This window comes from Variovorax sp. DAIF25 (assembly GCF_050711835.1).
Lineage (GTDB): Bacteria > Pseudomonadota > Gammaproteobacteria > Burkholderiales > Burkholderiaceae_C > Variovorax.
Window position 1 is genome coordinate 4,014,860 of the sequence record NZ_CP136636.1, and the last position, 20,670, is coordinate 4,035,529.

Below are 20,670 nucleotides of genomic sequence, written 5' to 3' on the forward strand. Positions count from 1 at the left end.
GGGGTCGGACAGCGAGCGCGGAAGGCGCGGAAAGCCAAGAAAAAGTCGCAGAGAAAAACCAATGAAAATTCTGGTTTCTCTTCTGCGACTTCTGCGTAACCTTCGCGACTTCTGCGTCCGGAAGTCCGAATTCAGCGGTTCAGGACGAAGCTCAGATCACCTCGAACACGCCCGCGGCACCCATGCCGCCGCCGATGCACATCGTGACCACGACCTTCTTCGCGCCGCGGCGCTTGCCTTCGATGAGCGCATGGCCCGTGAGGCGCTGGCCGCTCACGCCGTAGGGGTGGCCCACGGCGATGGCGCCGCCGTCCACGTTGAGGCGGTCGGCCGGGATGCCGAGCTTGTCGCGGCAGTAGATCACCTGCACCGCGAAGGCTTCGTTGAGCTCCCACAGGTCGATGTCGTTGACCGTCAGGCCCAGGCGCTTGAGCACCTTGGGGATCGCGAAGACGGGGCCGATGCCCATCTCGTCGGGCTCGCAGCCTGCCACCGCGAAGCCCAGGAAGCGGCCCAGCGGCTTCAGGCCCTTGCGCTCGGCGTACTTCTCGTCGACCACCACGCAGGCGCCGCCGCCGTCCGAGAACTGGCTGGCGTTGCCGGCCGAGATCAGGCCGCCGGGAATGGCCGAGCGGATGCCGCTGATGCCTTCCTTGGTGGTGCCGGGGCGGATGCCTTCGTCGTTCTCGATCGTGACTTCCTTGGTGCGCAGGCCCATCACGGGATCGGCCACGCCGGCCAGCACGGTGATCGGCGCGATCTCGTCCTTGAAGCGGCCGGCCTCGAGCGCGGCGGTGGCCTTCTGCTGGCTCGCGGCGCCGTACTCGTCCATGGCGTCGCGGCCGATGTTGTAGCGCTTGGCGACCTGCTCGGCCGTCTGCAGCATGTTCCAGTAGATCTCGGGCTTGTGCTTCACGAGCCAGGGGTCGGCCAGCATGTGCTTGTTGGCTTCGTTCTGCACGCACGAGATGCTCTCGACGCCGCCGGCCACGTAGACGTCGCCCTCGCCCGCGATGACGCGCTGGGCGGCGGTGGCGATGGTCTGCAGGCCCGAGGAGCAGAAGCGGTTGATGGTCATGCCCGAGGTGGTGATCGGGCAGCCGGCGCGCAGCGCGATCTGGCGCGCGATGTTCGAGCCGGTCGCGCCTTCGGGCGTGGCGCAACCCATGATCACGTCGTCGACCTCGGCGGCCTCGATGCCGGCGCGGGCGATCGCATGCTGCACCGCATGGCCGCCGAGCGTGGCGCCGTGCGTCATGTTGAAAGCACCCTTCCAGCTCTTGGCGAGCGGCGTGCGGGCGGTGGAAACGATGACGGCGCTGGTCATGGTGAGGTCCTTTTCGAAGATGGAAGGGGAAGCCGGTTTACTGGGGCTGCGCAGCCGAGGTGTTGCGCAGGAGCTGGTGATAGAAGCCGATCATCTCGCCGTAGTTCGAGATCGCGAGGCGTTCGTTGGTGCCATGGAAGCGCGCGAGGTCCTCGTTCTTCATGCGGAAGGGCGAGAAGCGGAACACCGCGTCGCTCAGGATCGAGAAGTGGCGCGAATCGGTGGCCGCGGTCATGAGGCCGGGCGCGACGATGGCGTCGGGGAAGGACTGGCGCACCGAGCGCTCGATGGTGCGGTAGCCGGCGCTGTCGGTCGGCGAGACCGGCGAGGCCTCGGAGTTGCCGGGGTAGCGCTTGATCTTGATCTCTTCGTTGCCGAGCTGCTTGCGCAGGTGGGCCTCGACGCTGTCGATGGTGTCGCCGGGCAGCACGCGGAAGTTGACGGCGGCCTCGGCGCGGCCGGGCAGCACGTTGTCCTTGTTGCCGGCGCGCACGATGGTCAGCGCGGTGGTGGTGCGCAGCATCGCGTTGCTGCTCGGGCTCTTCTGCAGTTGGCCTTCGACCAGCGGCGCCGTGAGCCAGAGGTTGGACAGCATCACGCGGTTGATGCCGCTCATCTCGGGCGCGAGCGTGCCGAACATCTGGCCCGCCACGCCCTGGATGCCGCCGGGCATCGGGTTGGCCTCAAGCCGCGCAAGCGCGGCGCTCATGCTGCCGATCGCGCTGTGCGCGGGCGGCATCGAGGAATGGCCGGGCGCGGTGTCGAGCGAGAGGAAGAAGGTGGCGTAGCCCTTCTCGGCCAGGCCGATCAGCGCCGCTGGCTTGCTCAGGCCCGGCAGCACGCCGTCGAGCACCAGCAGGCCCTCGTCGAGCACCCAGTCCAGCTTCACGCCGCGCGACTTGAGCAGCTCGGCGATCGGCTGCGCGCCGCGCAGGCCGCTGACCTCCTCGTCGTCGCCCATCACGAGGTAGATGGTCTGGCGGGGCTTGAAGCCGCTGGCGATCAGCAGCTCGATGGCCTCCATCTGCGCGAACAGGTTGCCCTTGTTGTCGAGCGTGCCGCGGCCCCAGACGAAGCCGTCCTTGATCTCGCCGCCGAAGGGATCGACGCTCCAGGCCTTCTCGGTGCCCGGCGCGATCGGCACCATGTCCTGGTGCGCCATCAGCGCGATCGGTTTGGCCGCGGCATCGCTGCCGGTCCAGGTGTAGAGCAGCGCCTTCTGGCCCACCACTTCCTTCTTGAGGGTGGCGTGGACCTTGGGGAAGTTCTGCTCGAGGTAGGCATGCAGCCTGTCGAACTCGGCCAGGTTGGCGGCCGGGTCGTCGAGGCTGGACACGGTACGGATCGGGATCGCGCCCGCGAGCCGCTTGGCGGCGGCCTGCAGGTCGATGTCGAGCTTGGGCGCGGGCGCCACCGCGAGCTGGCGCGAGGGCGTGGTCCAGGTCTTGACCGCCACGACCGCCGCCAGCGCGACGAGCGCCAGCAGCAGTCCCAGGAGGATGCGTTTCAACATGGGCGGTCGCGGTCCCGGACGATCAGCCGAAGGACTTGCCTTCGGCCACCAGCTTCTGGATCAGCGCCGCGGGCTGCCAGAACTCGGCGTCGTCGCGCGGGTTCTTCGCGAAGCGCTTCATGGTCTCGGCCACGTTGTACAGGCCCACCTGCGAGGCGTAGTGCATCGGGCCGCCGCGCCAGATCGGGAAACCGTAGCCCGTGAGGTAGACCATGTCGATGTCGCCCGACTTCGAGGCGATGCCGTCCTCGAGGATGTGCGCGCCTTCGTTGACCAGCGCATAGACCAGGCGCTGCACGATTTCCTCGTCGGAGATCTTGCGCGGCGTGATGCCCAGTTCCTTGCGGTGGTCCTCGATCATCTTGTTGACGAGTTCCGAGGGGATCGCGTCGCGCTTGCCGGCCTGGTAGTCGTACCACCCTGCCCCGGTCTTCTGGCCGAAGCGGCCCAGCTCGCAGAGCTTGTCGGCCGTGCGGCTGTACTTCATGTCGGCGCGCTCGACGGCGCGGCGCTTGCGGATCGCCCAGCCGATGTCGTTGCCGGCCAGGTCGCCCATGCGGAACGGACCCATCGCGAAGCCGAACTTCTCGATCGCCTTGTCGACCTGCTGCGGCGTCGCGCCCTCGTCGAGCAGGAAGCCGGCCTGGCGGCTGTACTGCTCGATCATGCGGTTGCCGATGAAGCCGTCGCACACGCCCGAGACCACCGAGGTCTTCTTGATCTTCTTGCCGATGGCCATGACCGTGGCGAGCACGTCCTTGGCGGTCTGCTTGCCGCGCACCACCTCGAGCAGCTTCATCACGTTGGCCGGGCTGAAGAAGTGCATGCCGACCACGTCCTGCGGACGCTCGGTGAACGATGCGATCTTGTCGACGTCGAGCGTCGAGGTGTTCGAGGCCAGGATCGCGCCCTTCTTGGCGACGCGGTCGAGTTCCTTGAAGACCTTCTCCTTGACGCCGATCTCCTCGAACACGGCCTCGATGATCAGGTCGGCGTCCTTCAGGTCGTCGTAGCTCAGCGTGGTGCTCAGCAGCGCCATGCGCTGCTCGTACTTGTCCTGCTTGAGCTTGCCCTTCTTGACCTGGGCCTCGTAGTTCTTCTTGATGGTGGCGATGCCGCGGTCGAGCGCTTCCTGCTTCATCTCGAGGATCTTCACGGGGATGCCCGCGTTGAGGAAGTTCATCGAGATGCCGCCGCCCATGGTGCCGGCGCCGATCACGCCGACCGACTTGATCTCGCGCTTGGGCGTGTCCTCGGGTACGTCGGGAATCTTCGAGGCGGCGCGCTCGGCCATGAACAGGTGGCGCAGCGACAGCGACTCGGGCGTGAACATCAGCGCGGTGAACAGGCGGCGTTCCTCGGCCATGCCCTCGTCGAACTTGAGCTTGGTGGCGGCCTGCACGGCATCGATGCACTTGAGCGGCGCCGGGTAGTTCTTCGACATGCCGCCGACCATGTTCTTGGTGAACTGGAAGTAGGCATCGCCCTGCGGATGGCGGCACGGCAGGCTGCGCACCAGCGGCAGGTCGCCGCCCTTGGCCGCGACCGACTTCGCGAACTCGACGGCTTCGTCGAACACGGTCTCGGGCGAGGCGGCGAGCTTGTCGAACAGCTTCTGGCCCGGCAGGCTGGCGAGCACTTCGGACTTCACGGCCTCGCCGCTCACGATCATGTTGAGGGCAGTCTCCACGCCCAGCACGCGCGGCAGGCGCTGCGTGCCGCCGGCGCCGGGCAGCAGGCCCAGCTTGACTTCGGGCAGCGCGACATTGGTGCCCGGGGCCGCGACGCGGTAGTGGCAGCCGAGCGCGAGCTCGAGGCCGCCGCCCATGCACACCGAGTGGATGGCCGCGACGATGGGCTTGGTGGCGGCTTCGAGCGCGAGGATCACGCTCAGCAGGTTGGGCTCCTGCAGCGCCTTGGGCGTGCCGAATTCCTTGATGTCGGCGCCGCCCGAGAACGCCTTGCCGGCGCCGGTGATGACGATGGCCTTGACGGCATCGTCGGCATGGGCCTTCGACAGGCCGTCGGTGATGCCGATGCGGGTCGAGAAACCGAGACCGTTGACCGGGGGATTGGTCAGGGTGATCACGGCGACATCGCCGAGCACTTTGTATTCAGCCGTCATGCTGCGTTCCTTGGTGTGTGAAGAGAAAAAAGAAAAAGCACGAGTGTTCTTTTTCCGGGGATTCTAGGGCTTTGGCGCGGCGCAACAATGGCACGCAGTCGCTGGTGGGACAAGGGGAAAAAGGCGGGGGCAGAACGCAGAAGTCGCGAAGGCGTGCAGAAGCCGCGAAGGAAGCCGGAAATGGCCGTCCTTTCTGCGGCTTCTGCGCAACTTTGGTATTCCTTCTGCGTTCGGCTGCCCGATCCCGCTTCTCAGACCTCGAGCCATTCCTTGCGCGTCGCGCCGTCGGCGCGCAGGCTGGCGGGCGTGCCGTCGAACACGATGCTGCCGTGGCCCATGACGAGCGCGCGGTCGGAGATCGCCATCGCGATGGTGAGCTTCTGCTCGATCAGCAGCACCGAGATGCCCTTGTCCTTGAGGGTGCGCAGGTACTGCCCCACGAGCTCGACGATCTTCGGCGCCAGGCCCTCGGTGGGCTCGTCGATGATGATCAGGTCGGGGTCGCCCATCAGCGTGCGGCACAGCGTGAGCATCTGCTGCTCGCCGCCCGAGAGCACGCCGGCCTCGGTGTGCTGGCGCTCCTTGAGGCGCGGAAACATGCCGTACATGTCGTCGAACTGCCAGCGGCTGCCCTTGCCCGAGCCCTTCTGCCCCAAGAGCAGGTTCTGGTGCACAGTGAGCTTGGGGAAGATGTCGCGGTTCTCGGGCACGTAGCCGATGCCCAGGTGGGCGATCTCGTAGGCCTTGCGGCGCAGGATGTCCTGCTCCTTCCAGCGCAGCGTGCCCTCGGCATGCACCAGGCCCATGATGGCCTTGGCGGTGGTCGAGCGACCCGAGCCGTTGCGACCCAGCAGCGCGACGATCTCGCCGGGCTGCACGTCGAAGGAAACGCCATGCAGCACATGGCTCTTGCCGTAGTAGGCGTGGATGTCGTGAAGCTTCAGCATGTCAGTGTCCCGCCCCTTGCGCGTCCGCCACCGACGAACCGAGATAGGCCTCCTGCACGCGCGCATTGGCGCGCACCTCCGCGGGCGTGTCGAAGGCGATCACCTCGCCGTAGACCACCACCGCGATCTTGTCGGCCAGGCCGAACACCACGCCCATGTCGTGCTCCACCGTGAGCAGGGTCTTGCCGATGGTCACGTGCTTGATCAGCGCGATGAAGTGCGAGGTCTCGGTTTTGCTCATGCCGGCCGTGGGTTCGTCGAGCAGGATCACGTTGGCGCCGCCGGCGATGGTCACGCCGATCTCGAGCGCGCGCTGCTCGGCATAGGTGAGGTTCACCGCATGCACGTCACGCTTGCGTTCCAGGCCGATCTGGCGGATCAGTTCCTCGGTGCGCGCATTGGCGTCGTCGAGGTTCGAGAGGAAGCGCAGGAAGGTGTACTTGTAGCCGAGGCTCCAGAGCACGCCGCAGCGCAGGTTCTCGAACACGCTGAGCTTGGGGAAGATGTTCGTGATCTGGAAGCTGCGCGAGAGGCCCAGCCGGTTGATCTCGTAGGGCTTCTTGCCGTCGATGCGCTGCCCGTTGAGCAGCACCTCGCCGCTGGTGGGCGCGAGCCGCCCGCTGATCAGGTTGAACAGCGTGGACTTGCCCGCGCCGTTCGGCCCGATGACGGCCACGCGCTCGCCGGCCTTCACCGCGAGGTCCACGCCGCGAATGATCTCGGTCTTGCCGAAATTCTTTCGCAGCGCCTTGAGTTCCAGTGCGTATTCAGCGCTCATGTGTTACGCCGCCTCCCGACGCTTGATTTCCGTTTCGATCTCTTCCTGGGCCTGGCCCCAGACCCGCACGAAGCGTCGCCGCGCGACCTCGAGCGCGCCCAGGCCGACGGCCAGGATCGCGACCGCGCCGAGCCAGCTGCCCATGCCCGCGGTGTCGAGCGAGACACCGAAGAAGTTCAGCCGCGAGCCCATCGCCGCGTTGAGCTGGATGTGGTAGATCATCTCGATCAGCGCGGCCGCGCCGATCACCACCGGCACCAGCGCCGCGGCGAGCGCGAGGTAGAGCCACCAGAAGCGGTCGAACTTGCCGAACTTGGCCACGCGCAGGTTCATCATGATCAGGCTCGCGATGCCGCCGGGGGCGAACATCACCATGAACACGAACACCAGCCCGAAGTAGAGCTGCCAGGCCTTCGAGAGCTCCGACAGCAGGATCGAGGCGAACACCAGCAGCACCGCGCCGATCATCGGGCCGAAGAAGAACACCGCGCCGCCGAGGAAGGTGAACAGCAGGTAGCCGCCCGAGCGCACCGCGTTGAGGCTGTCGGCCGCGTTCACGATCTCGAAGTTGATCGAGGCCAGGCCGCCGCCGATGCCGGCGAAGAAGCCCGCGATGATGAACGCGAAGTAGCGCACGCGCTGCGTGTTGTAGCCGATGAATTCCACGCGCTCGGGGTTGTCGCGCACCGCGTTGAGCATGCGGCCCAGCGGCGTGCCGGTGAAGGCGAACATCAGCGCGGTGCACACGAAGCAGTAGAACGCGATCAGGTAGTAGACCTGGATCTGCGGCCCGAAGGTCATGCCGAGGAAGGGCGTGCCGTAGACGCGGTCGGTGGTGATGCCGCCCTCGCCGCCGAAGAAGCTCGGGAACATCAGCGCCATGGCGGCCACCAGTTCGCCGATGCCCAGCGTGATCATCGCGAAGGTGGTGCCCGACTTCTTGGTGGTGACGAAGCCCAGCAGGATCGCGAAGAACATGCCCGCGAGCCCGCCCACGAGCGGGATCAGCACCAGCGGCACCGGCACCGCGCCCTTGCTCGCGAGGTTCATCGTGTGGATCGCGATGAACGAGCCCAGCCCGACGTAGACGGCATGGCCGAAGCTCAGCATGCCGCCCTGCCCCAGCAGGATGTTGTAGCTCAGGCAGATGACGATGAGGTAGCCCATCTGCGAGAGCATGGTCAGCGCCAGGCTGCTCTTGAACAGGTGCGGCGCGACGATCAGGGCGATGGCGAACAGCGCCCAGATCAGGTAGCGCCCGATGTTCCAGGGCTTGAAGCGGTAGTAGCGCGAAGCTTGCGTGGTCGATGTCATGGCGTCAGTCCTCCCGGGTGCCCAGCAGACCCTTGGGCCTGAAGATCAGGATGAGGACCAGGAACAGGTACGGCAGGATCGGTGCGACCTGCGAGATGGTGAGCTTGAGCAGCTCGTAGCCGAAGGTCTGGTCGTTGACCGCGACGCCCAGCGCCTGCAGTCCGCCGGCCAGCGACTGGTCCATGGCGACCGCGAAGGTCTGGATCACGCCGATCAGCAGCGAGGCCAGGAAGGCCCCGGCCAGCGAGCCCATGCCGCCGACCACCACCACCACGAAGATGATGGAGCCGACCGAACCCGCCATCGCCGGCTCGGTGACGTAGGTGTTGCCGCCGACCACGCCCGCGAGGCCCGCGAGCGCGGCGCCGCCGCCGAACACCAGCATGAACACGCGCGGCACGTTGTGGCCCAGCGCCTCGACCATGTCGGGGTGCTTGAGCGCGGCCTGGATCACGAGGCCGATGCGCGTGCGCGTGAGCAGCAGCCAGACCGACACCAGCATCAGCACCGCCACCAGCATGATGAAGGAGCGCGACTTGGGGAACTGGGTGCCGTAGAGCGTGAACAGCGGGCCCTGGAGCTGCGCCGGCAGGCCGTAGGGCACGGTCGAGCGGCCCCACACCAGCTGCACCAGCTCGAGGATCAGGTAGGAAAGACCGAAGGTCACGAGCAGCTCGGGCACGTGGCCGAACTTGTGCACGCGCCGCAGGCAGTAGCGCTCGAAGCCGGCGCCCAGGGCGCCCACCAGCAGCGGCGCGAGGAACAGCGCCGGCCAGAAGCCGACGATGTTCGACAGCGTGTAGGCGATGTACGCGCCCAGCATGTAGAAGCTGGCGTGCGCGAAGTTGAGCACGCCCATCATGCTGAAGATCAGCGTGAGGCCGGAGCTCAGCATGAACAACAGCAGGCCGTAGCTCACGCCGTTGAGCAGCGAGATGACGAAGAATTCGACGTTCATCGGTCTTTCGGATCACATGAAAAAGAAAAAGGCCCGAGTGTTGAAGTCGGGCCTCGACCGTTCAGGGGCGTCCCGCGTTCAGGAGGGCCGCTTCATCTGGCACGTGGTGGGCGTGCTCGCCACGTAGGCTTCGTAGTACTTGACCGGGGCCAGCGTGTAGCCGGTGTTCTCCGGGCTGTACGGGTTCTTGGCGTCGGCCTTCTGCCAGCGCGTGATCCACAGGCCCTGCTGCAGCTGGTGGTCGGCCTTGCGCATCTCGACGTCGCCGTTGAAGCTCTTGAACTTCATGCCCTCGAGCGTGGCGGCCACCTTCACCGGCTCGGTCGACTTGGCGCGCACGAAGGCTTCGCTGAGCATCGCGTAGACCGTGTAGACGTCGGTGGTGTAGAGGTCGTCGTTGAAACGCTTCTTGAACTCGCCCATCAGCGGCTGGACCGGGCCCGGCGCGTTGTAGTGGCTGTAGCCGACCTGGTAGACCTTGCCGTCCGAGGCCGCGCCCATGGCGGTCGGCGTGCCGTTGGTGACGGCGTAGTAGGTGTAGAACTTGACGTTGAGGCCGGCATCGTTGGCCGCCTTGATCAACAGCGCGAGGTCGGAGCCCCAGTTGCCGGTGATCACCGAGTCGGCGCCCGAGGCCTTGATCTTGGCGATGTAGGGCGCGAAGTCGCGCACCTGGGCCAGCGGATGCAGGTCGTCGCCGACGACTTCGACGTCGGGGCGCTTGGTCTTGAGGTTTTCCTTCGCGAACTTCGAGACCTGCTGGCCGTGCGAGTAGTTCTGGTTGATCAGGTAGACCTTCTTGATCTCGGGCTGGTCCTTCATGAAGGTGGTCAGCGCCTCCATCTTCATCGAGGTGTCGGCATCGAGGCGGAAGTGCCAGTAGCTGCACTTGCTGTTGGTCAGGTCGGGATCGACGGCCGCGTAGTTGACGTAGAGCACTTCCTTGCCCGGGTTGCGGGCGTTGTGCTTCTCGAGCGCGTCGATGATGGCCAGCGCCGGGCCCGAGCCGTTGCCCTGCACCACGTAGCGTGCGCCCTGGTCCATGGCCGAGCGCAGCGCGGCGGTGGTTTCCTGGGGGCTGAGCTTGTTGTCGATGCCGATGATCTCGAACTTCACGCCGGCCACGTTCTTCTTGTTGAATTCTTCGGCCAGGAACTGGAAGGTCTTGAGCTGGTTGGTGCCGACCGCGGCCATCAGGCCCGACAGCGGGTCGAGCCATGCGATCTTGACGGTTTCACCCTTCTGGGCCAGGGCGCCGGCGGCGCTGGCGGCAAGGATGGCTGCGGTAGCGATTTTCAGAGCGAACTTCACGATCTATATCTCCTGGTCAAACCGATTCAAAAAACCTTGCACGAGCGTACAAGCCTTCGCAGCCCCTCCCCTCAGGGAATGCCCGTAAGGGAGATGCCGCGAGGCCCGTTTCTATCGCGCAGGCGACAGCGCATTTCTCCAATTTCTACCCACCGGTAGGCTGTTGCTACCGATGGGTAGGAAATGCGCGCACGAATAGCCTCAGGGGCGCTTCATCTGGCAGGTCGTCGGCGTGCTCGCCACGTACGACTCGTAATATTTCACGGGAACATTGGTGTAGCCGGTGTTCTCGGCGTCATAGGGGTACTTGGCGCTGGCCTTCTCCCAGCGCGAGATGTACAGGCCCTGCTGCAACTGGTGGTCGGTCTTGCGCATCTCGACCTCGCCGTTGAAGCTCTTGATCTTCATGCCCTCGAGCGCGGCCGCGACCTTGACCGGATCGGTCGACTTGGTCTGCGCGAAAGCGGCATCGAGCAGCGCGAACACGTGGTAGATCGACGCCTGCGTGAGGTCGTCGTTCATCTTCTTCTTGTAGCCCCCGAGCAGGCGCTGGATGTCGCCGCCCATGTTGTAGTGGGCATAGGCCACGGTGTAGACCTTGCCGTCGGAGGTGGCGCCCATGGCGGTGGGCGTGCCGGCGCCGGGCGCGTAATAGGTCAGGAACTTGACGTTGAGGCCCGAGTCGTTGGCCGCCTTGATCAGCAGCGACAGGTCGGAACCCCAGTTGCCGGTGATCACGGTGTCGGCACCCGAGGCCTTGATCTTGGCGATGTAGGGCGCGAAGTCGCGCACCTGGGCCAGCGGATGCAGGTCGTCGCCCACGATCTGGATGTCGGGGCGCTTGGTCTTGAGGTTTTCCTTGGCGTACTTGCTGACCTGCACGCCGTGCGCGTAGTTCTGGCCGAGGATGTAGACCTTCTTGATGTCCGTCTGGTCCTTCATCCAGGTGGTCAGCGCCTCCATCTTCATCGAGGTGTCGGCGTCCACGCGGAAGTGCCAGTAGCTGCACTTGCTGTTGGTCAGGTCGGGATCGACCGCCGCGTAGTTCATGAAGAGCAGTTCCTTGCCCGGGTTGCGCGCGTTGTTCTTCTCGACCGCGTCGATGATCGCGAGCGCCGGACCCGAACCGTTGCCCTGCATGATGTAGCGCGCGCCCTGGTCCTGCGCCGAGCGCAGCGCGGCGGTGGTCTCCTGCGGGCTGAGCTTGTTGTCGATGCCGATGATCTCGAACTTCACGCCCGAGGCGTTCTTCTTGTTGAACTCTTCCGCCAGGAACTGCGTGGTCTTGAGCTGGTTCGTGCCCACCGCGGCCATCAGGCCCGAGAGCGGATCGAGCCAGGCGATCTTGACGGTCTCGCCCTTCTGGGCGAAGGACGCGCCGGCACCGGCCAGCAGGACGCACACGGCGATGGACTTGAGGGCAAAACGCATGAAGAGTCTCCAGGTTGAAGGGCTGCCCGATTGGCTGCATCCGCAGCGTACAAGCGCACTTTTTTCGTCCGCACAGGGATTGCCCGCAAGCCGGGCCGCGGAGGTGGCCGTGCTATCGCCTAGGCGACACGGCCACCGCCCCACCCGCTTTACAGGCCGGGCAGCTTGTAGTCCTTGAGCTGCTCGCGCAGCCGGGTCTTGAGGATCTTTCCGGTGGCGCCCAGCGGAATCGCCTCGACGAAGACCACGTCGTCGGGGATCTGCCACTTGGCGGTCTTGCCTTCGTAGAACTTCAGCAGCTCCTCGCGCGTGACCTCGGCACCGGGCTTCTTCACCACCGCGACGATCGGCCGCTCGTCCCACTTGGGGTGGTAGACGCCGATGCAGGCCGCCATGGCGATGGCCGGATGCGAGACCGCGATGTTCTCGATGTCGATCGAGCTGATCCATTCGCCGCCGGACTTGATCACGTCCTTGCTGCGGTCGGTGATCTGCAGGTAGCCGTCGGCATCGATGGTGGCGACGTCGCCGGTGGGGAACCAGCCGTCGATCAGCGGATCGCCGCCCTCGCCCTTGAAGTACTCCTTGACGATCCACGGCCCCTTGACCAGCAGGTCGCCGTAGGCCTTGCCGTCCCAGGGCAGCTCGTTGTTCTCGCCGTCGACGATCTTCATGTCGACGCCGAAGATCGCGCGGCCCTGCTTGAGGCGCACCGCGAGCTGCTCCTCGGGCGACTGCTTCAGGTGCTTGTTCTTGAGCGTGCACAGCGTGCCCAGCGGGCTCATCTCGGTCATGCCCCAGGCATGCAGCACCTCGACGTCGTACAGGTCCTGGAAGGCCTTGATCATGGCCGGCGGGCAGGCGGAGCCGCCGATCACGGTGCGGTTCAAGGCGCTGAACTTCAGGCCGTTGGTTTGCATGTGGCCCAGCATCATCTGCCACACGGTGGGCACGCCGGCCGCGAAGGTTACGCCCTCGCCCTCGATCAGGTCGTAGACCGACTTGCCGTCGAGCGCCGGGCCCGGGAACACCAGCTTGCAGCCGACCAGCGCGGCCGAGTACGGAATGCCCCAGGCGTTGACGTGGAACATCGGCACCACGGGCAGCACCGAGTCGCGCGCCGAGATGCGCATCACGTCGGGCAGCGCCGCCGCATAGGCATGCAGCATGGTCGAGCGGTGGCTGTAGAGCGCGGCCTTGGGATTGCCCGTGGTGCCGCTCGTGTAGCACATGCTCGAGGCCGAGTTCTCGTCGAACACCGGCCATTGGTAGTCGGTGGACTGGCCGCCGACCCAGTCCTCGTAGCTCACGAGGTTGGGGATGCCGCTGTCGACCGGCAGCTTGTCGGGGCCGCACAGCGCGACCCACTTGCGGATGGTCGGGCACTTGGCATGCACGGCCTGCACCAGCGGCAGGAATGTGAGGTCGAAGCACAGGATCTGGTCTTCGGCGTGGTTGGCGATCCACGCGATCTGGTCGGGATGCAGGCGCGGGTTGATGGTGTGCAGCACGCGGCCGCTGCCGCTGACGCCGTAGTAGAGCTCCAGGTGGCGGTAGCCGTTCCAGGCCAGGGTCGCGATGCGGTCGCTGAACAGCAGTTGCTCGCCGTCCAGCGCATTGGCCACCTGCCGGGAACGCGATGCGATGTCGCTCCAGGTACAGCGGTGGATGTCGCCCTCGACCCGCCGCGAGACGATCTCGCCGTCACCGTTGTGGCGCTCGACGAACTCGATCAGCGACGAGATCAAAAGCGGTCGGTCTTGCATCAAACCCAGCATCTACAGGCTCCTTCTTTCAACAAAATTCAGCGGTTTCAAAGATTACGGCGATTCACGCAATTTATGTGCGTTCGCACAATGACAGAAACCCGCAGTCTGCGAGGACCGATCTGTCGTCCGGATGACAGCTGGCGTCCGCCGGAGCATGCAGACGCCTCGCCCCTCGCGCGACCTTCGCCACCACCCCGACGGCCATGGCCGTCGCGGTGGCGTGCCTTGCCGGTGCGCGCAGTGCTCAAGGCGCGCTGTTCTGCAGCTGCGTCTTGCTGGCGTCGAGCATGATCTTGCGCGGCCAGTTGGGCCAGGTCACGCCCAGGCCCGCATGGTTCGGATCGCCGGTGCGCGCGAACGCGGACAGGCTGCCGACCATCGCGTCCGACAGCGCCTCGCGGCCCGGCCGGTTCGCCTCGCCATAGGCGAAGGAGAAGATGTTGGTGCCGAAGTTGTGGAACATGAACACCGTGTCGAGGCCGTGCGTCGCGCCGTAGACGGTATTGAACGGCGCCACCTGCTGGCTCCAGTCGAAGCGGTAGTACCAGGTCTTGGTCGGCAGGTACTTCGCGACCGAGTCGATCTGCGCGGGCAGGCCGTTGAGGAAGATCGCGTTGGTCGCGAAATCCGAGGCCGCCTTCCATCCGGTCAGCGGCTTACCTACCGGCAGGTAGGGTGCGTTGATCAGGTCGGCCTCGGTGAGCGTGACCGGTGCATCGGGGTTGAAGTTGTACTGCAGCCCGAAGCGTTCGTAGTCGGTCGGCTTGAAGCCCAGGCCCTGCCCCGTGAAGGTGCCGAACAGGTTGGCGAACAGCGTGCCCTCGTCGCGCGTGTTGCCGATCAGCATCGGCACCTTGTTGAAGCGGCCGGCATCGACCTCGGCCCGCGAGTTCACGGGCAGGATGGTGCCGTCCTCGATCGGCGCGGGCGCGTTGCCCAGCTGCGGGTTCGCGAGCACGATGGCCAGCAGCTTGTCGGCCGGCAGGCCGCGCAGGTAGGTGGCGATCTGCGCATTGGTCTGCGAGGCCACCCAGGCATTGGCCGAGGTGGTGTCGACGGCCTTGCCGTCGGCGATGGCGATGGCCGCGAGCAGCCCCTTCGAATAGGTCTGCGCGGTGGCGCGCGTCGAGAAGGCCATGCCGCCGCTCAGCGGCACCGCCTTGTGCAGCAGCCCGGCCGATGCGCTCGAGACCACCAGGCCCCAGGTGTTGACCGCGCCCGCCGACTGCCCCATCACCGTGACGTTGCCCGCGTCGCCGCCGAAGGCGCCGATGTTGGCCTGGATGAACTTCAGCGCCTGCATCTGGTCGAGCAGCGCGAAGTTGCCCGAGTCGTTCTTCGCCTCGCCGTTCTTGAGCTGCGGCAGGTCGAGCCAGCCGAGCACGCCCAGCCGGTAGTTGATCGTCACGACGACGGCATTGCCGCGCTTGGCGAGCTGCGCGCCGTCGTAGCCCGGATCGGCCGTGTAACCCGAAATGTTGCTGCCGCCGTAGATGTAGACGATCACGGGCAGCTTGGCGGCGTCGCCGCTCGGGCGCCAGATGTTGAGCGTGAGGCAGTCCTCGTCGCCCACCGGCTTGCCGAAGCCCTCGCGGGTGCCGAGGCCGAAGGGTGCCTCGCCGGGTGCCGGGCTGAAGTAGCGCCCGCCTTGGGCACAGCTGCGGCCGAACTTGGCGGCGGAGCGCACGCCCTCCCAGGCCTTGGGATCGGCCGGTGGCGCCCAGCGCAGCGCGCCGACGGGGGCCTGGGCGAACGGAACGCCCTTCCACGACAAGGTGCCGGTGCCGGCGCTGTCGTCCACGCCCTCGATCTTGCCGGCGGTGGTCTGGCGCACCATCGGGCCGTCCGCGGCCGGTGGCGGCGCGGGCGGCGGCGGGGGTGGCGGTGCCACCGGGAAGAATCCGCTCGACCCCGAGCCGCCGCCGCCGCAGGCCACGAGGGCCATGCTGGCGGCCGCGATCGCGGCCATGGCGATGGCCGAAGCCACCCTTGTCTTCTGTCCTGCCGCACCCTGGCTTTTTCGTGCCGTTGCCATTTCTTGCATGTGTTTGTCTCCACACCGGGTTAATCGGAATTCCTGCATCGGTGCCCCGCGGCCATACTCCGGCCCGCCGAACCCGAAAAAAATTCTAGGAACGGGTGCCGTTTCCACCGCTATCGCAAGCGAGCCAATCGAATGACTTCAGGAGCCTCCAACCCGCGCCACGCGCGCCGGCCTGCGCGCCGTCCGGGCTGCATGCCGCAGCCCGAGTTGCGCACCAGCTCGTCGGCATGGCTCGAGGGGGTGCTGAGGATGTTCGAGGCCGAGGGCCTGGACGTGCCCTCGCTGCTGCGCGACGCCGGCTTCGACCCCGAGTCGCTGCTGCGGCAGAACGCGCGCATCCCGGTCGACGAGATCACCGTGCTGTGGCAACTGGCCGTGGCGCGCGCGGGCCGGCCCACGCTGGGCCTGCACCGCGGCCTGGCCGCCACCCACAGCAAGTTGGGCACCGTCGCCCACGTCATGGCCTGCTGCGTCGATCTCGGCGAGGCGATGGACCGGCTCGCGCGCTACATGCCCGTGATCTCCGATGCCACCGCCTTCTCGGTGCAGCCCGAGGCGCGCGGCAGCTGGATGGTGATGCAGCACACGGGCGGCAGCCTGCCGATCCCGCGCCAGCGCGTCGAGTACGCCCTGCTCACCATGCTGATGCAGTGCCGCTGGCTGATCCGGCGCGAGATGGAGCCGCTGGCGATCGAGTTCGCCTATCCGCCCCCCGACGACGACCGGCCGCACCGCGAGGCCTTCGGCTGCGAGGTGCGCTTCGGCGCCCCGGCCAACCGCATGCTGCTGTCGGCCGCCAACCTGGCGATGACGCTGCCCACCAGCCACCCCGAGCTCGGCGAGATGCAGGAACACCTGCTCGACGACCAGCTCGACCAGTTGGGCCAGACCACCACCAGCACCCTGGTCTGCGCCGAGATCGCGCGCCGCCTGCCGCACGGCGAGCCGCGCCGCCAGGACGTGGCCTCGGGCCTGGGCCTGGCCGAGCGCACGCTGCAGCGCCGGCTGCAGGAGGAATCGGTGTCGTTCCAGGCGCTGCTCGACCGCACCCGGCGCGAACTGGCGCAGCAGTACCTGGCACAGGAGCGCCACACGCTGACCGACGTGGCCGACCTGCTGGGCTTCGTCGACAGCAGCAACTTCTTCCGCGCCTGCAAGCGCTGGTTCGGCCTGCCGCCGGCGCAGTACCGCACCCGGCTGTGGCACGGCGACACGGCCGGCTCGCTGTTGCGCGCCGCCGCCTAGTTTCTTGCCTCCGAGGCCCCCCTTGGCCAGGGGTCTAGCGCTCTGCCGGACAATCGGGGCATGACGCCCACGAGCCTGCTTGCCGAAGAGAACCGCCCCACGTCGACCGAAACCCGGCCCGGGAGCGCCGACCTGGGCCTGGGCTGGGCCACCACCGGCTTCTCCACGCTCGGGCCGCGCTTCTACACCGAGCTGCGCCCCACCCCGCTGAGTTCGCCCACGCCGCCGTACTGGGTCGGCCACAGCGAGCGGGTCGCGCGCGAGCTGGGCCTGCCCGAAGGCTGGCGCAGCGACGCGCTGCTCGAGGCGCTGAGCGGCAACATCCCGCTCGAGGGCGCGCGGCCGCTGGCCAGCGTCTACAGCGGCCACCAGTTCGGCGTCTGGGCCGGCCAGCTCGGCGACGGGCGCGCGATCCTGCTCGGCGAAACCGCGGACGGCCTCGAGATCCAGTTCAAGGGCGCGGGCCGCACCCCCTACTCGCGCATGGGCGACGGCCGCGCCGTGCTGCGCTCGAGCATCCGCGAGTTCCTCTGCAGCGAAGCCATGCACGGCCTGGGCATCCCGACCACGCGCGCGCTGTGCGTGACCGGCTCCGACGCGCGCGTGCGCCGCGAGGAGATCGAGACCGCCGCGGTGGTGACGCGGGTGGCGACCAGCTTCGTCCGCTTCGGCCATTTCGAGCACTTCGCGGCGAACCAGCAGCACGAGGAACTGCGCGCGCTGGCCGACTACGTGATCGACCGCTACTACCCGGCCTGCCGCCACAACGAGCGCTTCGGCGGCAACCCCTATGCGGCGCTGCTCGAGGCCGTGAGCGAACGCACCGCCACCCTGCTGGCGCACTGGCAGGCCGTGGGCTTCTGCCACGGCGTGATGAACACCGACAACATGAGCATCCTCGGGCTCACCATCGACTACGGCCCGTTCCAGTTCCTCGACGGCTTCGATCCGCGCCACATCTGCAACCACAGCGACACCGGCGGGCGCTATGCCTTCAACCAGCAGCCCAACGTGGCCTACTGGAACCTGTTCTGCCTAGGCCAGGCGCTGCTGCCGCTGATCGAGGACCAGGAGCTCGCGCTGGCCGCGCTCGAGTCGTACAAGGCCGCGTTCCCGAACGCCTTCGAGAACCGCATGCGCGCCAAGCTCGGCCTCGCCGACGCGGCCGACGGCGACCGCGCGCTGATCGAGGGCGTGCTCAAGCTGCTGGCGGCCGAGAAGACCGACTACACGATCTTCTGGCGCCGCCTGGCCCGCTATCGCGCCGACGGCAACATCGAGCCGGTGCGCGAACTGTTCATCGACCGCGCCGGCTTCGACACCTGGCTGCTATCGTTTCTGGAGCGCCATGCCCACACCCCGCGCGAGCAGGCGGCCGAGCTGATGCTGCGCAGCAATCCGGAATACGTGCTGCGGAACCACCTGGGCCAGCAGGCCATCGAAGCGGCTGGCCGCAAGGACTTCTCGGGCGTGGCGACCTTGCTGGCCCTGCTGGAATCCCCATTTGAAGAACATCCCGGCGCGCAGGCGTATGCCGGGTTCCCGCCCGACTGGGCTTCCACGATCGAAATCAGCTGCTCATCATGAACACACCCGTCCAGAAAACCGATGCCGAATGGAAAGCGCTGCTCGCCGAAAAGGGCGCCGAGCCGGCCGCCTTCGAGGTGACCCGCCATGCGGCGACCGAGCGCCCCTTCACCGGCAAGTACGAAGCCCACTGGGACGACGGCACCTACCACTGCGTCTGCTGCGGCGCCAAGCTGTTCGAGTCGGCCACCAAGTTCGACGCCGGCTGCGGCTGGCCCAGCTTCTCGGAGGAAGCGGTGCCGGGCGCGATCCGCAACATCGTCGACCGCTCGCACGGCATGGTGCGCACCGAGAATGTCTGCGCCAATTGCGGCGCGCACCTGGGCCACGTCTTCCCCGACGGACCGACCGAGACCGGCCTGCGCTACTGCATGAACTCGGCCTCGCTCGACTTCCAGAAGAAGCCCTGAGCGGCGCCTTCTCCTTTTTCTTCCGGCCCCGCCACCATCCGACTGCATGAAACTGATCCTCGACTTCTTCCCGATCCTGCTGTTCTTCGGGGCCTACAAGCTCGCCGACATCTACACCGCCACCGGCGTGCTGATGGCCGCCACGGTGGTGCAGATGGCGATCATCTATGCGATGGAACGCAAGCTGCAGGCGATGCAGAAGGCCACGCTGGTGCTGATCCTGCTGTTCGGCACGCTCACGCTGGTGCTGCACGACGACCGCTTCATCAAGTGGAAGCCGACCGTGCTCTACGGCGCGATGGCGGTGGCGCTGGCCGTGGCCCTGTGGGCCTTCCGCAAGAACTTCCTCAAGATGCTGCTGGGCTCGCAGCTCGAGCTGCCCGACCGCATCTGGATGCGGCTGAACATCGCGTGGATCGGCTACTGCCTGTTCATGGCCGCCATCAACGGCTACGTCGCGGCCTACTTCACCACCGAGGCCTGGGTCAACTTCAAGCTCTGGGGCTACGTGTTCCCGATCGTGTTCCTGGTGGCGCAGGGCCTGTACATCTCGCCGCACCTCAAGAGCGGCGACGACAAGCCGGCCGCCTGAGCATGAGCAGCACCACCGCTTCGCATCCGCTGCCGACCGTGGCGGCCCTCGAGGCCGCGCTGCGTGCCGCACTGCAGCCGACGGCGCTCGAAGTCATCGACGAGAGCGCCGCGCACGCGGGCCACGCGGGTGCCAATGCCGAGGGATTCGGCACCCATTTCCGCGTGCGCATCGCCTCCCCGCTGTTCGAGGGAAAGCCACGCGTGGCGCGTCATCGGCTTGTGTATGATGCCCTCCAACTTTTCATCGCACAGGGTCTGCACGCCATCGCCATCGAGGTGCTCTGAGTCGTCCATCCACCGCCAGCCTCCGGCTGCCGGGCCCGGTTCTCCGCGGCGGCGCTCCCTCCCCTGTGTCTTTGCTCCGGTTTCCTCCACGCGCACTTTCATCCAACGCGCATTTCTCAGCCTGACATTCAATCCATGAAAAAACAAATCTTGCAGGCCGTCGCGGCCGCAGCGCTGCTTGGTGCCGTTCCCATGGCTGCCCTGGCGCAGAACGCAGCCATCGTCAACGGCAAGGCGGTGCCCAAGGCACGCATGGACGCGCTGGCCCAGCAATTGGCCGCGGCCGGCCGCCCGGTCACGCCCGAGATGCAAGGCCAGTTGCGCGAGGAAATCGTGGCGCGCGAAGTGTTCATGCAGGAAGCGCAGAAGCAGGGCCTCGACGCCACCGAGGACTACAAGAACCAGCTCGAGCTCGCCCGCCAGGCGATCCTGATCCGCGCCCTGTTCGAGAACTACCGCAAGACCAACCCGGTCTCGGACGCCGACGTGAAGGCCGAGTACGACAAGTTCGTCGCGGCCAACGGCGGCAAGGAATACAAGGCGCGCCACATCCTGGTCGAGACCGAGGACCAGGCCAAGAAGATCATGGCCGACCTGAAGAAGGGCGGCAAATTCGAGGACATCGCCAAGAAGCAGAGCAAGGACCCCGGATCGGGCGCCAACGGCGGCGACCTCGACTGGGCCAACCCCGCCAACTTCGTGCCCGAGTTCTCGGAAGCGATGATCAAGCTCAAGAAGGGCGAGACCACGCCGGCGCCGATCAAGACCCAGTTCGGCTGGCACATCATCCGCGTCGACGACATCCGCCAGGCCCAGTTGCCGAAGATCGAGGACATCAAGCCGCAGATCACGCAGCAGCTGCAGCAGCAGCGCCTGCAGAAGTACCAGGAAGACCTGCGCGCCAAGGCGAAGATCGAGTAAGCGGCGCGCCCTGCCCGCCCTCCCCCATGCAAGACGGCCTTCGGGCCGTTTTTCTTTGGGCTTGTTTCTTGCAAGAATCCGCGGCGCGCCATCGGCGCGGAGGGTGTCGAC

17 protein-coding genes are annotated in these 20,670 nt (G+C 66.7%); 6 read left to right on the forward strand and 11 right to left on the reverse strand.

The features are described from left to right. Positions 1 to 151: 151 nt before the first annotated feature. The 11 genes from R0232_RS18660 to R0232_RS18710 form a co-directional block, all read right to left on the reverse strand. Positions 152 to 1,327, reverse strand: coding sequence for an acetyl-CoA C-acyltransferase (locus tag R0232_RS18660; protein ID WP_093342083.1), 1,176 nt, complete (start codon positions 1,325 to 1,327; stop codon positions 152 to 154). A gap of 37 nt (positions 1,328 to 1,364) precedes the next feature. Then, a complete protein-coding gene (locus R0232_RS18665; RefSeq protein ID WP_431509032.1) occupies positions 1,365 to 2,840 on the reverse strand; it encodes a M20 family peptidase in 1,476 nt (491 codons plus the stop codon). 22 nt (positions 2,841 to 2,862) lie between these two features. Next, positions 2,863 to 4,965, reverse strand: coding sequence for a 3-hydroxyacyl-CoA dehydrogenase NAD-binding domain-containing protein (locus R0232_RS18670; protein WP_431509033.1), 2,103 nt, complete (start codon positions 4,963 to 4,965; stop codon positions 2,863 to 2,865). 251 nt (positions 4,966 to 5,216) lie between these two features. Beyond that, positions 5,217 to 5,912, reverse strand: a complete 696-nt coding sequence (locus R0232_RS18675) for an ABC transporter ATP-binding protein (protein ID WP_093342087.1) — start codon at positions 5,910 to 5,912, stop codon at positions 5,217 to 5,219. 1 nt (position 5,913) lies between these two features. Next, positions 5,914 to 6,690, reverse strand: coding sequence for an ABC transporter ATP-binding protein (locus tag R0232_RS18680; RefSeq protein ID WP_431509034.1), 777 nt, complete (start codon positions 6,688 to 6,690; stop codon positions 5,914 to 5,916). A 3-nt stretch (positions 6,691 to 6,693) separates the two neighbouring features. Further along, a complete protein-coding gene (locus tag R0232_RS18685) occupies positions 6,694 to 8,004 on the reverse strand; it encodes a branched-chain amino acid ABC transporter permease (RefSeq protein ID WP_431509035.1) in 1,311 nt (436 codons plus the stop codon). Between the two features lie 4 nt (positions 8,005 to 8,008). Beyond that, a complete protein-coding gene (locus R0232_RS18690) occupies positions 8,009 to 8,962 on the reverse strand; it encodes a branched-chain amino acid ABC transporter permease (RefSeq protein ID WP_431509036.1) in 954 nt (317 codons plus the stop codon). A 78-nt stretch (positions 8,963 to 9,040) separates the two neighbouring features. Continuing rightward, positions 9,041 to 10,273, reverse strand: a complete 1,233-nt coding sequence (locus R0232_RS18695; protein WP_093342094.1) for a branched-chain amino acid ABC transporter substrate-binding protein — start codon at positions 10,271 to 10,273, stop codon at positions 9,041 to 9,043. A gap of 201 nt (positions 10,274 to 10,474) precedes the next feature. Further along, a complete protein-coding gene (locus R0232_RS18700; RefSeq protein WP_431509037.1) occupies positions 10,475 to 11,704 on the reverse strand; it encodes a branched-chain amino acid ABC transporter substrate-binding protein in 1,230 nt (409 codons plus the stop codon). A 149-nt stretch (positions 11,705 to 11,853) separates the two neighbouring features. After that, positions 11,854 to 13,482: a 3-(methylthio)propionyl-CoA ligase gene (locus tag R0232_RS18705; RefSeq protein WP_093342097.1), complete on the reverse strand. Its 1,629-nt coding sequence runs from the start codon at positions 13,480 to 13,482 to the stop codon at positions 11,854 to 11,856. 235 nt (positions 13,483 to 13,717) lie between these two features. Then, entirely contained in the window at positions 13,718 to 15,460 is a 1,743-nt protein-coding gene (locus R0232_RS18710) for a carboxylesterase/lipase family protein (protein ID WP_431509038.1), read from the reverse strand. Between the two features lie 249 nt (positions 15,461 to 15,709). Between R0232_RS18710 and R0232_RS18715 the strand changes: the two genes are divergently transcribed. From R0232_RS18715 to R0232_RS18740, 6 genes are all read left to right on the forward strand, one after another. Then, positions 15,710 to 16,762: an AraC family transcriptional regulator gene (locus R0232_RS18715; protein ID WP_431512909.1), complete on the forward strand. Its 1,053-nt coding sequence runs from the start codon at positions 15,710 to 15,712 to the stop codon at positions 16,760 to 16,762. 60 nt (positions 16,763 to 16,822) lie between these two features. Beyond that, on the forward strand, positions 16,823 to 18,349 hold the full coding sequence (locus R0232_RS18720; RefSeq protein ID WP_431509039.1) for a protein adenylyltransferase SelO: 1,527 nt from the start codon (positions 16,823 to 16,825) through the stop codon (positions 18,347 to 18,349). Continuing rightward, positions 18,346 to 18,759 (forward strand): peptide-methionine (R)-S-oxide reductase MsrB, encoded by a 414-nt coding sequence (gene msrB, locus R0232_RS18725; protein ID WP_057597047.1) that lies wholly within the window; start codon positions 18,346 to 18,348, stop codon positions 18,757 to 18,759. Before R0232_RS18720 ends, msrB begins: the two co-directional genes overlap by 4 nt. Positions 18,760 to 18,805: 46 nt before the next feature. Next, positions 18,806 to 19,351 carry a septation protein A gene (locus R0232_RS18730; protein ID WP_093342103.1) on the forward strand — a complete coding sequence of 182 codons (546 nt, stop codon included), beginning with the start codon at positions 18,806 to 18,808 and terminating at the stop codon, positions 19,349 to 19,351. Positions 19,352 to 19,353: 2 nt separating this feature from the next. After that, positions 19,354 to 19,638 (forward strand): BolA family protein, encoded by a 285-nt coding sequence (locus tag R0232_RS18735; protein ID WP_093342105.1) that lies wholly within the window; start codon positions 19,354 to 19,356, stop codon positions 19,636 to 19,638. A gap of 135 nt (positions 19,639 to 19,773) precedes the next feature. Continuing rightward, positions 19,774 to 20,559, forward strand: coding sequence for a peptidylprolyl isomerase (locus tag R0232_RS18740; RefSeq protein WP_208509384.1), 786 nt, complete (start codon positions 19,774 to 19,776; stop codon positions 20,557 to 20,559). The last annotated feature ends 111 nt before the right edge of the window (positions 20,560 to 20,670 follow it).

Excerpts from the sequence above, each read along its gene's own strand:
- R0232_RS18740 (WP_208509384.1), top strand. The coding sequence starts at position 19,774 with ATGAAAAAACAAATCTTGCAGGCCGTCGCGGCCGCAGCGCTGCTTGGT.
- R0232_RS18680 (WP_431509034.1), bottom strand. The coding sequence starts at position 6,690 with ATGAGCGCTGAATACGCACTGGAACTCAAGGCGCTGCGAAAGAATTTC.
- R0232_RS18705 (WP_093342097.1), bottom strand. The coding sequence starts at position 13,482 with ATGCTGGGTTTGATGCAAGACCGACCGCTTTTGATCTCGTCGCTGATC.
- R0232_RS18665 (WP_431509032.1), bottom strand. The coding sequence starts at position 2,840 with ATGTTGAAACGCATCCTCCTGGGACTGCTGCTGGCGCTCGTCGCGCTG.
- R0232_RS18690 (WP_431509036.1), bottom strand. The coding sequence starts at position 8,962 with ATGAACGTCGAATTCTTCGTCATCTCGCTGCTCAACGGCGTGAGCTAC.
- R0232_RS18700 (WP_431509037.1), bottom strand. The coding sequence starts at position 11,704 with ATGCGTTTTGCCCTCAAGTCCATCGCCGTGTGCGTCCTGCTGGCCGGT.
- R0232_RS18670 (WP_431509033.1), bottom strand. The coding sequence starts at position 4,965 with ATGACGGCTGAATACAAAGTGCTCGGCGATGTCGCCGTGATCACCCTG.
- R0232_RS18685 (WP_431509035.1), bottom strand. The coding sequence starts at position 8,004 with ATGACATCGACCACGCAAGCTTCGCGCTACTACCGCTTCAAGCCCTGG.
- R0232_RS18715 (WP_431512909.1), top strand. The coding sequence starts at position 15,710 with ATGCCGCAGCCCGAGTTGCGCACCAGCTCGTCGGCATGGCTCGAGGGG.
- msrB (WP_057597047.1), top strand. The coding sequence starts at position 18,346 with ATGAACACACCCGTCCAGAAAACCGATGCCGAATGGAAAGCGCTGCTC.
- R0232_RS18735 (WP_093342105.1), top strand. The coding sequence starts at position 19,354 with ATGAGCAGCACCACCGCTTCGCATCCGCTGCCGACCGTGGCGGCCCTC.
- R0232_RS18720 (WP_431509039.1), top strand. The coding sequence starts at position 16,823 with ATGACGCCCACGAGCCTGCTTGCCGAAGAGAACCGCCCCACGTCGACC.
- R0232_RS18730 (WP_093342103.1), top strand. The coding sequence starts at position 18,806 with ATGAAACTGATCCTCGACTTCTTCCCGATCCTGCTGTTCTTCGGGGCC.
- R0232_RS18660 (WP_093342083.1), bottom strand. The coding sequence starts at position 1,327 with ATGACCAGCGCCGTCATCGTTTCCACCGCCCGCACGCCGCTCGCCAAG.
- R0232_RS18675 (WP_093342087.1), bottom strand. The coding sequence starts at position 5,912 with ATGCTGAAGCTTCACGACATCCACGCCTACTACGGCAAGAGCCATGTG.